Below are 14,198 nucleotides of genomic sequence, written 5' to 3'. Positions count from 1 at the left end.
GGTGAGCCCATAGCGCTGTGCATTTTCGTACCGCTTTCCAGCCTCCAGCGCTCTTATTCGGCTATTGATTTTATGAAGACTCCACTCTGGTTCCCGCAAAGCTTCTTCGCTCGCACCCTGTGGATGGTGCTGATCGTCGTGCTGTTCTCCAAGGTACTGATGCTGGTGTACCTGATGATGAACGACGACATGCTCGTCGATCGTCAGTACAGCCACGGCGCGGCCTTGACGCTGCGCGCCTATTGGGTCGCCGACGAGGCCAATCGCGAGCGCATCGGCGAGGCCGCAGGGGTGCACCGGGTGGCGGAGGCGGACGTGCCGCCGAGTGAATACCATTGGCCCTACACCGAAATCTTCCAGCAGCAGATGCGCGCCGAGCTGGGCCCCGAAACCGAGGTGCGGGTGCGCATCCAGCCGGAAACGGCGCTCTGGGTGCGCGCTCCGAGTCTGGGGCCGGATTGGCTGCAGGTGCCGCTCTATGCCTATCCATTGCGTGGGCAGCGGATCTGGAGCGTGCTGGGCTGGTTCCTCGGCATCGGGCTGCTTTCCACCGCCGCCGCGTGGGTTTTCGTCGGTCAGCTCAACCTGCCGCTCAAGCGCCTGGTCTACGCCGCCCGGCAGATCGGCAAGGGGCGCAGCGTGCGTTTGCCGATCAGCGACACGCCGAGCGAGATGACCGAGGTCTATCGCGCCTTTAATCAGATGGCGGAGGACGTCGAGCAGGCCGGGCGCGAGCGCGAGCTGATGCTCGCCGGGGTTTCCCACGACCTGCGTACACCGCTGACTCGCCTACGTCTGTCGCTGGAGCTCATGTCCAGCGAGGCCGAGCTGACCGAGGACATGGTCCGCGACGTCGAGGACATGAACGCGATCCTCGATCAGTTCCTCGCCTTTGTCCGCGACGGCAGCGACGAACCGGTAGAAAGTATCGATCTGGGCGAGCTGGTGCGTGAAGTGGTGGCGCCCTACAACCAGTACGGCGAAACCGTGCGGCTGTGCGTCGAACCGATGCCACAGCTGACCCTGCGACGCGTGTCGATCAAACGTCTGTTGGTCAATCTCATCGAGAATGCCTTGCGCTACGGCGGCCACGGCGTCGAAGTTGCCGCCCACGTTTCTGGAGATGGCAGCGCGCCTTACGTGGTGCTCAGCGTGCTAGATCGAGGCGCTGGCATCGATCCGAAAGAGCTCGGCGAAATCTTCAATCCCTTCATCCGCGGCGACCGCGCGCGCGGCGGTCAGGGAGCCGGGCTGGGGTTGGCGATCGTCAAACGCATCGCTTCGCAGCACGGCGGTGTGGTCGAGTTGCGTAATCGCGAAGCCGGCGGGCTGGAAGCACGGGTCAGCCTGCCGTTGGGGTTGCTGCTGCCGAGGGATGCGATAAAGCACTGAGGCAGCTGCAAGCCTTAAGCGGCAAGAAAGAGCAGGGAGTGCCCTGCCGTCGCGCTTTTACTTGCAGTTGCCTTTTAGCCCTTGCCCTTCGTCCTCGTCAGGTGCGGGCCGGCGTTCTTTTCCAGGTACTGGATGATCAGGCCGGCAACGTCCTTGCCGGTGGTTTCTTCGATGCCGGCCAGGCCCGGCGAGGAGTTCACTTCCATCACCAGCGGGCCGTGGTTGGAGCGCAGGATGTCGACGCCGGCGACGCTCAGGCCCATGACCTTGGCCGCGCGGATGGCGGTCATGCGTTCCTCGGGAGTGATCTTGATCAGGCTGGCGGTACCGCCGCGGTGCAGGTTGGAGCGGAATTCGCCGGGTTTGGCCTGGCGCTTCATGGCAGCGATCACCTTGTCGCCGACGACGAAGCAGCGGATGTCGGCGCCGCCGGCTTCCTTGATGTATTCCTGCACCATGATGTCCTGCTTGAGGCTCATGAAGGCCTCGATCACCGATTCGGCGGCCTTTTCGGTCTCGCACAGCACCACCCCGATACCCTGGGTGCCTTCCAGGACCTTGATCACCAATGGCGCGCCGCCGACCATCTGGATCAGGTCGGCGATGTCGTCCGGGGAGTGGGCGAAACCGGTGACGGGCAGGCCGATCCCACGTCTGGCCAGCAATTGCAGCGAACGTAGCTTGTCGCGTGAACGGGCGATGGCCACCGACTCGTTGAGGGGGAACACGCCCTGCATCTCGAACTGGCGCAGCACCGCGCAGCCATAGAAGGTAACGGAGGCACCGATACGCGGAATTACCGCGTCGAAGCCTTCCAACGGGCGCCCGCGGTAATGGATCTGCGGCTTGTGGCTGGCGATGTTCATGTACGCGCGCAGGGTGTCGATCACCACCACTTCATGGCCACGTTGCTGGCCGGCCTCTACCAGGCGGCGGGTCGAATACAAGCGTGGATTGCGCGACAGCACGGCGATTTTCATTGAGCACCGGAAGTAGTGAGAGTTTGGGGTTTTTCCTGCACATAGGTGCGCGCAGGGTCGACCAGCCATTTGCCGTCCATCAGGGCTTTTGACCCCAGCAGCAGGCGATAGCGCATGGTCTTGCGACAGGTCAGGGTGAATTCCACCGGCCACAGATGATCGCCCAGCGCCAGTAATGTACGCACCACGTAGCGGGTCTGGGCGTGACCGTTGGAGCTCTTGATGGTCTTGCGAGTGACCAGCGGTGCCTCACAGCGATGTCGGCGTTGCACCAGCGTGCCCAGGTGCGCGGTGAAGCGCACCCAGCGTTCGCCGTCACGCTCGAATTCGCTAATGTCGGTTGCATGCAGTGCCGAGGTGCTGGCGCCGGTGTCGATCTTTGCGCGCAGGCCGACCACGCCGAGTTCGGGCAGGGCGATCCATTCGCGCAAACCGATGACTATCTGAGGGTCGGGATTGTTCAAGAAAGCGTATCCACTGGATTTCCGCGCATTCTAGACATGGCACATGACATCCGCATCTACCTGTACGACCCTATGACAACACGACGATTGGCCGAGTTGAGCGATGAGCGAAAAAGACGACGGTAAAGTCCGCTTGGATAAATGGTTATGGGCCGCGCGCTTCTACAAGACGCGCGCCTTGGCGAAGGCCGCCATCGAAGGCGGCAAGGTGCATTGCCGCGGTGAGCGCTGCAAGCCGAGCAAGGAGCCGAAAGTGGGCGAGGAACTGGTGATCCGCGCAGGCTTCGATGAACGCACCGTGGTGATCCGTGCGCTTTCCGCTGTGCGCCGGGGCGCGCCGGAAGCACAACTGCTCTATGAGGAAACTGCCGACAGTCTGGCCAAGCGCGAAAATGCCGCGGCCATGCGCAAGGCGGGTGCGTTGGGTGTGGAAACCGATGGCAAGCCGAGCAAGAAACAGCGCCGCGCTTTGCAGCGCTTCCGCTCGGATGCCGAATGACTCGCCGGTTGGACGGTCGCCACTTTCGCCCTAGAATGCGGTCCCTTCTCCCAAGGGCCCATGCAGATTCCGAGATTCGATGAGTCGCGGTATCACAGCCAACGGCCCCGGCCTTCAACCTGCTCTGGTCATGCCCATGCTCGATTCCGATTACACCCAGCGTTTTCTCTTCGATAACACCGACGTGCGGGGCGAGTGGGTCGGGCTCGAGCGCAGCTATGCCGAGGTGCTGGCCAAACACGCCTACCCGGAGCCGGTCGCCCAGCTGCTCGGCGAGCTGCTCGCGGCAGCCGCACTGCTCGTCGGTACGCTGAAATTCGATGGGCTGATGGTGTTGCAGGCGCGTTCGGCCGGCGCGGTACCGCTACTGATGGTCGAATGCTCCAGCGATCGCGAGGTGCGCGGCATCGCTCGCTATCACGAGGAGCAGCTGACGCCCGGTGCGACACTGTCTGAGCTGATGCCCGAAGGCGTGCTGGCGATGACCATCGATCCTGCCAATGGCCAGCGCTATCAAGGCATCGTCGCACTGGATGGCGCGACCCTGGCGGAAAGCCTGTCGAGCTATTTCGCCTCGTCCGAGCAGCTGCCGACGCGCTTCTGGCTTGCCGCCGATGGCCGCCGTGCCTGCGGCATGTTGCTGCAGCAGCTACCGGTCGATCGCATCCGTAACGGAGAGGAACGCGAAGCCAGCTGGCAGCATTTGCGCACCCTGGCCGATACGCTGTCCGCCGAAGAATTGCTCGGTCTCGACACCCAGACCGTGCTGCACCGGCTCTATCACGAAGAGCAGGTACGCCTATTCGAGCCACGGCCGATCACCTTCCGCTGCAGCTGCTCGCGTGAGCGCTCGGCCAACGCGGTGATCAGCCTCGGCCAGCACGATGCCGAGCAGCTGCTTAGCGAGCAGGGCGGCGCGATCACCATTGATTGCCAGTTCTGCAATCACAGCTATCGATTCGATGCGGCCGACATCGCCCAGCTGTTCGCAGGTGCGGGAACCGAGGGGCCTTCCGGCACGCGGCATTAAAAGGCCGTGGGGCGTAGAACCTTTTCGCCATTACGCCCTCATACCCAGCGCAGCGTCATTTCTGTCATAATCGCGCGCACTTTTTTTCGATGTAGTTCGCTGTCAGGTGGGCTACAACAGCATGGAGGATTCGGCCCAGGGCCGACGGGAAACTCATGACGCAAGCTATTAACGCCGTGTACGTTGATATCAGCACCGCTCGATTGATCGAAGAAGCCGTCAAGCGTGGTGAAGGTGAATTGGCCGCCAATGGAGCGCTCGTTGTCAAAACCGGTCACCGCACCGGTCGTTCGCCAGCCGACCGCTATATCGTCGAAGAGCCGAGCACCAAGGATTCCATCGCCTGGGGCCCGATCAATCGTCCGTTCCCTGCCGACAAGTTCGATGCCCTTTGGGATCGCGTCGAGACCTTCAACAAGGCTCAGGAGCACTTCGTTTCCCACGTCCACGTAGGCTCCTCCGAAGCTCACTACCTGCCGGTCAAGATGACCACCGCAACGGCCTGGCAGAACCTCTTCGGTCGTCAGCTGTTCATCAACCCGGCACAGTACAACCCGGCCGGTAAGGAAGAATGGCAGGTTCTCAACGTCGCCAATTTCGAGTGCTCTCCTGAGCGCGACGGCACAAACTCCGACGGCTGCGTGATCATCAATTTCGCCGCGAAAAAGGTGCTGATTGCCGGCATGCGCTACGCCGGTGAAATGAAGAAAGCGATGTTCTCGGTGCAGAACTATCTGCTGCCAGAGGCCGACGTGCTGCCAATGCACTGCGCTGCCAACATTGGCGAAGAAGGTGATGTCACCCTTTTCTTCGGCCTGTCCGGCACCGGCAAGACCACCCTGTCCGCCGACGAATCGCGTTATCTGATCGGTGATGACGAGCACGGCTGGGGTACTGGCGTGGTGTTCAACATCGAAGGCGGTTGCTACGCCAAGTGCATCGACCTGTCCGAGAAGAACGAGCCGGTGATCTGGAAAGCCATCCAGTTCGGTACCGTGCTAGAAAACGTGGTGCTCGATGACGAGCGCGTCGCCGATTACACCGATGACAGCCTGACCCAGAACAGTCGCGCTGCCTACCCGCTGGAATACGTCGAGAAGCGTTCCGAGAAAAACCTCGGCGGCGAGCCGAACGCGGTGATCTTCCTCACCTGTGACCTGACTGGCGTGCTGCCGCCCGTGTCGATCCTGAACAACGAGCAGGCCGCCTACCACTTCCTCTCCGGCTACACCGCGCTGGTCGGTTCCACCGAGATGGGCTCGGGCAGCGGCATCAAGTCGACCTTCTCTACCTGCTTCGGCGCGCCGTTTTTCCCGCGTCCGGCCGGCGTTTACGCCGAGCTGCTGATCAAGCGCATCCAGGCGTTCGGTTCCAAGGTCTACCTGGTTAACACCGGCTGGACCGGTGGCGGTTACGGCGTTGGCAAGCGTTTCAACATTCCGACCACCCGTGCGGTGATCGCAGCGATCCAGAGCGGCGCACTGATCGGTACGGAAACCGAGCACCTGCCGATCATCAACCTGGACGTGCCGACGGCCGTTCCGGGTGTCGAAACCCAACTGCTCAACCCGCGTAATACCTGGACTGACCAGAACGCCTACGACGAAGCGGCCAAAGAACTGGCGAACAAGTTCATCGAGAACTTCAAGAAGTTCGAAGTCTCCGACGCCATCAAGGCCGCCGGCCCGCAGCTTTAAGCTGTAGCCGCCGCGTCAGAATCAGCCGCCTTCGGGCGGCTTTTTCGTGGCTGGTCACCGGAAGATTTGTGTGAGGCTTTTTGTAGGGTGGCCGGGGCGGCGCTCCGCTTCAGCCCACCCATAGTGCAGGCGGTGGGCTAAAGCCCACCCTACGGCAGCATGTACAGAGCATGCGTCTTAAGGCCAACTGCATCGGTTCGTAGGGTGGGCTTCAGCCCACCAATGGCGCAAGCGATCACCGTATGGTGTATTCAGCGCTATGCATCTCAAGCTACCTGCAGCGACTTTGCAGGGCTGACATATCGGTCCCGCTGATAAATACCATCAACCAAGGCGGATGGATTCGATGGTTTCCGGGGCATAGCATAGCGGCCACGTTTACAGCCTAATGGAGCCATGCCATGCATATCGAAGAAGCCATCCAGACTCGTCGCGCCGTCAAGGTTTACGACAGCAACTTTCAATTGAGCCGCGAAGAAAAGGACGAACTGCTGCAGCTGGCGCTGCTGGCGCCGTCGGCCTTTAACCTGCAGCACGTGCGCTTCGTCGAGGTCAGCGACCCGGCGCTGCGTGCGCAGATTCGCGAGGTGGGCTGGAACCAGGCGCAGATGACCGACGCCTCGATGCTGGTAGTGGTTTGCGCGCAGGTGGACAGCTGGGAAAAGAATGTCCGCCGCGTCTGGGAAGGTACACCGCCCGAAGTGCAGGACTACATGGCCGGCGCCATCGACAACTACTACCGCGACAAGCCGCAGGTACAGCGTGACGAAGCCATGCGCAGCTGCGGCCTGATGGCGCAGACGCTGATGCTCGCCGCGCGCGGCAAGGGCCTGGATTCCTGCCCCATGGACGGCTTCGACTTCGATGCAGTGGGCAAATTGATCAACCTGCCGGATAACCACGTCATCGCCATGATGGTCGCGGTGGGCAAGCGTGTCGTGGAACCCAAACCGCGTGTCGGCAAGCTGCCGTTCGACGAAGTGATCATTCGCGATCGGTTCTGACCAATCTTTGCGCGCCGCATCCCTGGTGAATATGCGGCGTGGCTTCGATCAGTAATGGCCTGTCGGCCCGCTCCATGGGACGAGCTCTCGTAGGTGGGTCGGCGGGTTCCGCTTCAGCCCACCGAATGGCGGAATGCGCTACTGTGGGCTGAAGCGGAACCCGCCGACCTATCTACGGATGGCATCTCGCTTGACGCAGGTAGACGAGATGGTGACGCCTTGCTCATCCACCCTGGTGCCGCTCGATGGATCGCAGAAGCGTTGACTCTATGAACGGCAGGCGTGTCGATGTCGCGATTAACGAGGCGACAGGCTCAGTTCTGGTTCTTGCAGCTGTCGGCCAGAGTCCGATAGGAGAGCTTGCGGATCTCACCAGCCGAATCCCGATAAGTCATCACCGCATCGGTGACTTCGCAGTAGGGTGTCGGCGCGACTTTGATCGACAGGACCGAGGCGATATCGATCTTGGTGCCGTAGGTATAGGTCTCGGCTTCGGCGCCGTTGGCATGTGCAAGCGAGGCGGCGGACAGCAAAAGGGCGGTGGCAAATGCAAAGGTAGTGCGCATGGCAGGGCATCCTGTTCTGGTTCGTGGATTCCTCCTGTTGACAAGCCGCATCACCCGATCCGGCTTCGCTTGTGATTTTTCTCAGGAGCCCGGCGATGATGAGTTAGTAAGCTCGCTAACGATAATTGCGGATTCCAATGAACGTGATTGAGCGAAATGCGTGGCCGCCTCGCTAGTTACTGGCTCAGGGCATCGATGAGCTACTTTCGCGTTCTTGCCGACCGCTGACCGCGCCTCGTGGACCGCTTTGCTTTACCGTCTCCCTCCTTTTGCTACTCTCCGGCTCCCAGTCAAAGGAGTGACTAACGATGATCGAACAAACCCTCGCCCAGACCTTCGGCTACGACGGCTTTCGCCCCGGCCAGGAACAAACCATCCGCGCTGTGGTGGCGGGCCGTTCGGCGGCGGCGATCTTTCCCACCGGTTCCGGCAAGTCGCTGTGCTACCAGCTGTCGGCGTTGCATTTGCCGCACCTGACACTGGTCGTCTCGCCGCTGCTGGCGCTGATGCAGGATCAGCTGGCCTTTCTGCACCGGCACGGCATCGCCGCAGCCAGCATCGATTCGGCGCAAGATCGCGAGCAGATCAGCGGCACCATGAGTCGCGCCAAATCCGGCGAGCTGAAAATCCTGATGATCTCGGTGGAGCGCCTGAAGAACGAGCGCTTTCGCCATTTCATCAGCCAGGTGCCGATCTCGCTGTTGGTGGTGGACGAGGCGCATTGCATCTCCGAGTGGGGCCACAACTTTCGACCGGACTACCTCAAGCTCCCCGACTACCAGCGTCAGTTCGATATCCCTCAGGTGCTGCTGCTGACCGCGACGGCGACGCCGCCGGTGATCGCCGATATGCAGGCGAAATTCGCCATTGCCGCCGAGGATGTGGTGACCACCGGCTTCTACCGCGCCAACCTCAACCTGTTGGTCGAGCCGGTCGCGGGCGCCAACAAGCAGCGTCGGCTAATGGAATGGCTGGCCGGAAAAGGCGCGCAGCCAACAATCGTCTACGTGACCCAGCAGAAAACTGCCGAGCAGGTTGCCGAACATCTGGCGCAGCGTGGCTTTCCGGCCAGCGCCTATCACGCCGGGATGGCTCACGAACTGCGCGAGACCATCCAGCGGCGTTTCATGGCCGGCGAATTGAACTGCATCGTCGCCACCATCGCCTTCGGTATGGGCATCGACAAGTCCGACATCCGCAACGTGGTGCACTACGACCTGCCGAAATCGGTGGAGAACTACAGCCAGGAAATCGGTCGGGCCGGGCGCGACGGGCAACCGTCCGACTGTCTGGTATTGGCCAACCGCGACAGCCTCAACGTGCTGCAGAATTTCGTCTACGGCGACACGCCGGAACGCGAGGGCATCCGCCATGTGCTCGATGAGCTGGCGAGCGTCGGTCCGGATGGCCAATGGGAGCTGATGCTCAATCGGCTTTCTGAACAGAGCAACGTCCGCCAGCTGCCGTTGAAAACCCTGCTGGTACAGCTTGAGCTCAAAGGCATCATCGCGCCGCGTTTCGCTTATTTCGCCGAGTATCGCTACAAATATTTGCTGGAACCCGAGGCGTTGGTCGCCCGTTTCGAGGGTGAGCGTCGGCAGTTCGTCGAAGCCATCGTGCAAACCTCGGCGCGAGCGCGAACCTGGTGCACGCTGGACTTCGATGCGCTCTACCAACAGCACGGCGCCGACCGGGCGCGAGTGGTCAAGGCGCTGGATTACTTTCAGGAAAAGGGCTGGATCGAGCTAGAGAGCAAGCAGATGACCGAGGTCTATGCGCTGCTCGATCCGCACTTCGATGCCGCCGCGCTGAGTGCCGAGCTGCACGCCTACTTCAAACAGCACGAAACCAGTGAAATCACCCGTATCGACAGGATGCTCGCACTATTCGAGTCGCGCGAGTGCCTCAGCTGGCGCCTGGCCGATTATTTCGGTGATCGTCAGGCGCCGCAGCGTTGTGGCCATTGTTCGGTCTGCCAGGGCCGCACCGCGCAGCTGCCCGAGCCGCCGTCGTTGCCGCCGCTGGCGCAGATCGACCTTGCTGCCCGCTGCGCCGATTTCAGCCAGCGCTATCGGCAGTTGAAAAACAGCGAGCCCAGTGCCGAGTGCCTGACGCGTTTTCTCTGCGGCATCAGCGTACCGCTTTTTACCAAGTTGAAAGCGCGTGGCATCCCGGGGTTCGCCTCGCTGGAGGCTTACCCTTACGCAGATGTGCGCGAGCAGGTGGCGCGTTCGTAACTTGCGCATAGAGAGCCGGGCTCGAATGTGCCCAGGTGATCAATCACCGTGTGGTGCGAGACTCGGCATCCAGCTCCACAGCAGCTTGCCCAGGCCCGTATCGTCGGGCAGCAGCAAGAGACTGAGCGCAAACACCAGTAGCAGGCCCAGCCCATAAGCAAGATTGATCAGCCGATGATGTCGATGCCGCTGCGCCTTGATCTGCTGGGTCGATTCCTCTGGTCTATCAGGCAAGGCGGCCGATGGTTGGCCGGGCGGCATGGACGAGTGGCTGGGCATGGGTGTCTCGATTGTTGCGAGCCGGTGCGTGCAGCGGCGGCGCGACGCAAGGATCAATAATCATCAGGCGCGGCGAAGTAAAACCGAAATAAAGGCACATTGCCAGCATGACGATGTCTCAAACCAATTTCAGCGGTGCTCGGTCAGCGGGTACCGGCGCGGCGTCGCGCCGCGCCCCGTTGAAACAAACTGAAAAGCTCCCGTGCGTCGGCCCAATGATGCGCCCGCTGGTGTCGACCATACTCAAGCGTCGAAGCCGCTACCGACACGGAGAACCCACCGATGCAGACGCGCCGCCAGCTCCTCCACCGCTCCGCCGTGCTGACGGCTATCGCCGCACTGGGACCGTTGCTGCCGTTCGTGGCACATGCCGCCGAACCACTACGGATGCGCCCGATTCCATCCACCGGCGAGAAGCTACCGGTGATCGGGCTCGGCACCTCGCGCACCCATGACGTGGGTCTCGATGATTCGCAGATGGACGCGCTGCTGGAGGTGTTGCGGATTTTCGTCGACGGCGGCGCTCGGCTGATCGATACCGCGCCGAGCTATGGCAACGCCGATCGTGTGGTTGGTGAGCTGGTGCAGCGGCAGAGCGCGCGTGAGCGCGTGTTTCTCGCCAGCAAGGTCTCCGCCACTGGCCGCGAGCGCGGGTTGGCGCAGATCGAGGCCAGTTTCGAGGCGCTGCAGAGCGACAGCATCGACCTGCTCCAAGTGCACAACCTGCAGGACACAAGCACCCAGCTCGGTCTGCTGCGCGAGCTGAAGGAGCAGGGCCGCATCCGTTATATCGGCGTGACGCACTATGTGGAGTCGGCCCACGACCGCCTGCTGGACGTGCTCAAGCAGGAAAAGGTCGATTTCGTCCAGTTCAACTACTCGGTCGGCGAGCGCAATGCCGAGAAGCGGCTGCTGCCGTACTGCGCCGACAACGGCATCGCCACGCTGATCAACCGGCCCTTTACTCGCGGCAACCTGCTCGGGCGCGTCAAGGACCGGCCGCTGCCAGACTGGGCGGCTGAACTCGATGCGACGTCCTGGGCGCAGCTTGCGCTTAAGTTCATCCTCGCCGAGCCGGCAGTGACCACGGTGATTCCGGCGACCTCGACCCCGCGCTATATGGCCGACAATCTGCTGGCCGGGCAGGGCCGCCTTCCGGATGCCAGCCAGCGGCAGATGATCGTCGATGCCTTTGGTTGATCCTGGCTGATGTCCATGGGCTCGAACCGGTTGCGCCTGGCCGGGCTGATCAACGCCCGACCCACTGAATTGCGCGCGGCGCTGGCCGGCTTCGGGCTGTTCTTCTGCCTGTTCAGCGGCTACTTCATGCTGCGACCGATCCGCGAGTCCATGGGCATCCAGGGCGGCGTGGAGAATCTGCAGTGGCTTTTCACCGCGACCTTCTGCGCCATGCTGGTGGCGGTGCCGCTGTTCGCCTGGCTCAACTCGCGGGTGGCGCGCGTCCATTACATCGACTGGGTGTACGGCTTCTTCTGCGTGAATCTGCTGGCGTTCGCCGGGCTGTTCTTCGTCATGGACGAGAGCATCTGGCTGGCGCGGGTGTTCTACGTGTGGATCTCTGTCTACAACCTGTTCGTGGTGTCGGTGGCCTGGAGCCTGATGGCCGATGTGTTCGATGCGCCCCAGGCTCGCCGCCTGTTCGCCTTCATCGCCGCCGGTGCCAGCGTCGGCGGCCTGGTCGGCCCGGCCGCCAGTGCGCTGCTGGTGGGCGTGCTCGGGCAGTTCGGGCTGATGCTGCTGGCGGCGCTGCTGCTGGCGTTGGCGGTGGTGCTCAAGCATTACCTGATGGCGTGGCGCGAAGTGGCAGGCGCCGGGCGCCCCGGTGCCGAACAGGCGGAGAACCCGCGCCGTCCGGTGGCGGGCAACCCGTTCAGCGGGCTGACGCGGGTGCTGGGTTCGAGCTATCTGCTGGGAGTTGCCGCCTTCGTGCTGTTGCTGACCACGGCCAGCACCTTCCTGTATTTCGAGCAGGCGCGGCTGGTGGCCGAGCTGTTTCCCGATCGCGCCGAGCAGGTGCGAGTCTTCGGCGCCATCGACTTCGTGGTGCAGGCCGGCGCCTTGCTGTCGCAGCTGTTCATCACAGGTCGCGTTGCCCAGCGCCTTGGTGTGCGGGTGCTGCTGGCGGTGGTGCCGGCGCTGGTCTGCCTGGGTTTCATCGGGCTGGCGCTGGCGCCGACCTTCGCCGTGCTGGCGGCGGTGATGATCGTGCGGCGCATCGGTGAGTACGCCTTCGTCCGTCCGGGCCGCGAAATGCTCTTTGCGCCGCTGGATGCGGAGAGCAAGTACAAGGCGAAGAACTTCATCGATACCGTGGTTTACCGCGGCGGTGACGCCTTGAGCGGCTGGGCCAAAACGCTGATGGATATGCTTGGCCAGGGCACGCTGCTGATTGCGCTGGTGGGCGCCGGCTGCGCAGCGGTCTGGGGCGTGCTGGGCTGGTACTTGGGCGGCCAGGCGGATCGGAAGGCGAGCGGGCGGGAGGCGGAATAAACGCACCTCTGCGCAAGCGAGTGGCGGCAAAATGCCTGTCTACTTTCAGACACGGAGGTCGCCATGCGCGCCGCATCGCTTTTTACGCTCATCGCTACCGTTGCCATCAGCGGCTGCAGCATCAAACAGAACGTTACTCCTGCGACCCTGTCCGCCGAACTGGCACCGGAGATCTGCATGATCCCGGCGTTGAACTTGCGTGCTGGCTTCACCAGTGCCTACCAGACCTCGTTGATGGAAAAAGGCTTCAGGACCCGCCTGATGGCGCCCGGCAGCAGCCCTGGCCGTTGTGCGCTTGCTACCACCTTCATTGGTCGTTGGGGCTGGGATCTGGCGTTGTACATGAAATATGCCGATATCCGCGTCTACGAGAATGGCCGTCAGGTCGGCCAGGCGGAATATGACGCACGCTGGGGCGGTGGGCGGCTGGACAAGTTCATCAGCGCCGAGGAGAAGATTGCCGAGCTGACCCATCAGCTGTTTCCCAACGGGTCGGTCGGTCTGGGCCGTGCTCCCGCTCCGGTGGTGGCTGGTGATAGGGCGCCGCTGAGCAGGGAGGCCTACCGGCAACAGCAATTGCAACGCTTGATGAATGAGGGCTTGTCCTACGACGAATACCAGCATCGCTATCGGTAGTTGATGGACGAGTAAGGTTGCTTGGCGATCAGTTTGTGGCAACAGCCCCTCACCCTAGCCCTCTCCCCGAAGGGAGAGGGGACTGGATGGTGCGGGGTTTACGCTTTGGGGAGTGCTCTTAAGACCAATCTTCAGCCTTCTGTTTCCCCACATCCGCCAGCTAGTAAGGCAGCAACGTAGTCAACATTCCGGGCCAACCGCCTCCCTCGTCTCTCTGGGTGAGGCTGGGGTTAAGTCAATCCACGCAAAAATCTCCAGCCCATCCGCCATCTTGTTGCACCACCTATCTACCCCATCATCACGCCCGGTCCGCCCCTTCAGAACGAATCCACCAGACGAAGCCGCTGAACCTCGGCGGTGTGGGCCCCTCGAACCTAACAGGTACGTCATCAAGAGGAGTTCTCTATGCAGGTCCAGGTGAGAAGCAACCATATCGAAGGCAGTGCCGAGCTCCACGAATGGGTCGGTGCCGCAGTACAAGAGCGGCTCGAGCGTTTCGAGGATTTTCTGATGCGAGTGGAAATCCACGTCGGCGACGAGAACGCGCAGAAGGCGGGGGCCGCCGACAAACGTTGCCAGATCGAGGTACGGCCCAAGGGCCACCAGCCGCTGTCCGTCACCCACAAGGCCGAGTCGCTGCAGCTGGCAGTCGACGGAGCCGCCGAGAAAATGCACAACGCCATCGGTCATCTGATGGGCAAGCTTGACTCGAAGGTGGTCGCCAGCGGCCATCTCGATGATCCGCTGTTGGATGAAGAACCGCAGCAGGTCACCGATGCCTTGCTACAGGAAGAATTCCTCGCCAAGCAGGAGGAACGAGGCAAGGATTAGTACGTCCGAAGCCCTTCACGGCCGCTCCGTTTCCGGGTGGCCTTTACTAGCGGGACGCGCCACTGGAACCTT

The 14,198-nt window shown here is 62.1% G+C and carries 14 protein-coding genes; 10 read left to right on the top strand and 4 right to left on the bottom strand.

The features are described from left to right. Positions 1–72 precede the first annotated feature (72 nt). Positions 73–1,392, top strand: coding sequence for an ATP-binding protein (locus GYM54_RS12710; RefSeq protein WP_181103188.1), 1,320 nt, complete (start codon positions 73–75; stop codon positions 1,390–1,392). Between the two features lie 74 nt (positions 1,393–1,466). Here GYM54_RS12710 and rimK read toward each other — a convergent pair whose 3' ends face one another. Next, a complete protein-coding gene (rimK, locus tag GYM54_RS12705) occupies positions 1,467–2,372 on the bottom strand; it encodes a 30S ribosomal protein S6--L-glutamate ligase (protein ID WP_131649014.1) in 906 nt (301 codons plus the stop codon). Continuing rightward, complete coding sequence (locus GYM54_RS12700; RefSeq protein ID WP_181103423.1) at positions 2,369–2,803, bottom strand: ATP-dependent zinc protease; 435 nt, start codon at positions 2,801–2,803, stop codon at positions 2,369–2,371. The genes rimK and GYM54_RS12700 overlap by 4 nt, the downstream gene beginning before the upstream one ends. Before the next feature lie 136 nt (positions 2,804–2,939). Here GYM54_RS12700 and GYM54_RS12695 point away from each other — a divergent pair, with 136 nt between their 5' ends. From GYM54_RS12695 to GYM54_RS12680, 4 genes are all read left to right on the top strand, one after another. Further along, positions 2,940–3,335 (top strand): RNA-binding S4 domain-containing protein, encoded by a 396-nt coding sequence (locus GYM54_RS12695; protein WP_131649012.1) that lies wholly within the window; start codon positions 2,940–2,942, stop codon positions 3,333–3,335. A 136-nt stretch (positions 3,336–3,471) separates the two neighbouring features. Then, a complete protein-coding gene (gene hslO, locus GYM54_RS12690; RefSeq protein ID WP_165914219.1) occupies positions 3,472–4,365 on the top strand; it encodes an Hsp33 family molecular chaperone HslO in 894 nt (297 codons plus the stop codon). Positions 4,366–4,520: 155 nt separating this feature from the next. After that, complete coding sequence (locus GYM54_RS12685; RefSeq protein ID WP_181103186.1) at positions 4,521–6,062, top strand: phosphoenolpyruvate carboxykinase; 1,542 nt, start codon at positions 4,521–4,523, stop codon at positions 6,060–6,062. A gap of 401 nt (positions 6,063–6,463) precedes the next feature. Next, the gene (locus GYM54_RS12680; protein ID WP_131649010.1) at positions 6,464–7,066 is read left to right on the top strand and encodes a nitroreductase family protein; all 603 of its coding nucleotides are present in this window, start codon (positions 6,464–6,466) and stop codon (positions 7,064–7,066) included. A gap of 314 nt (positions 7,067–7,380) precedes the next feature. Here GYM54_RS12680 and GYM54_RS12675 read toward each other — a convergent pair whose 3' ends face one another. Then, positions 7,381–7,632, bottom strand: coding sequence for a DUF2790 domain-containing protein (locus GYM54_RS12675; protein WP_181103184.1), 252 nt, complete (start codon positions 7,630–7,632; stop codon positions 7,381–7,383). Between the two features lie 308 nt (positions 7,633–7,940). On the opposite strand from GYM54_RS12675, the gene GYM54_RS12670 reads away from it, so the two are divergent. After that, positions 7,941–9,869, top strand: coding sequence for an ATP-dependent DNA helicase RecQ (locus GYM54_RS12670; protein ID WP_181103182.1), 1,929 nt, complete (start codon positions 7,941–7,943; stop codon positions 9,867–9,869). Between the two features lie 39 nt (positions 9,870–9,908). Here GYM54_RS12670 and GYM54_RS12665 read toward each other — a convergent pair whose 3' ends face one another. Further along, the gene (locus GYM54_RS12665) at positions 9,909–10,148 is read right to left on the bottom strand and encodes a hypothetical protein (protein WP_131649007.1); all 240 of its coding nucleotides are present in this window, start codon (positions 10,146–10,148) and stop codon (positions 9,909–9,911) included. 282 nt (positions 10,149–10,430) lie between these two features. Here GYM54_RS12665 and GYM54_RS12660 point away from each other — a divergent pair, with 282 nt between their 5' ends. From GYM54_RS12660 to GYM54_RS12645, 4 genes are all read left to right on the top strand, one after another. Next, positions 10,431–11,348: an aldo/keto reductase gene (locus GYM54_RS12660; protein WP_181103180.1), complete on the top strand. Its 918-nt coding sequence runs from the start codon at positions 10,431–10,433 to the stop codon at positions 11,346–11,348. Positions 11,349–11,363: 15 nt separating this feature from the next. Beyond that, entirely contained in the window at positions 11,364–12,659 is a 1,296-nt protein-coding gene (locus GYM54_RS12655) for an NTP/NDP exchange transporter (RefSeq protein WP_181103420.1), read from the top strand. Positions 12,660–12,722: 63 nt separating this feature from the next. Further along, positions 12,723–13,295: an Sbal_3080 family lipoprotein gene (locus GYM54_RS12650; RefSeq protein WP_181103178.1), complete on the top strand. Its 573-nt coding sequence runs from the start codon at positions 12,723–12,725 to the stop codon at positions 13,293–13,295. 405 nt (positions 13,296–13,700) lie between these two features. Then, positions 13,701–14,126: an HPF/RaiA family ribosome-associated protein gene (locus tag GYM54_RS12645; RefSeq protein WP_131649004.1), complete on the top strand. Its 426-nt coding sequence runs from the start codon at positions 13,701–13,703 to the stop codon at positions 14,124–14,126. Positions 14,127–14,198: the final 72 nt, after the last annotated feature.

The organism is Pseudomonas sp. MTM4 (genome assembly GCF_019355055.1).
Lineage (GTDB): Bacteria > Pseudomonadota > Gammaproteobacteria > Pseudomonadales > Pseudomonadaceae > Stutzerimonas.
Note: the sequence above shows the minus strand (reverse complement) of the source record. Positions and strands in the feature narration are given on the sequence as shown.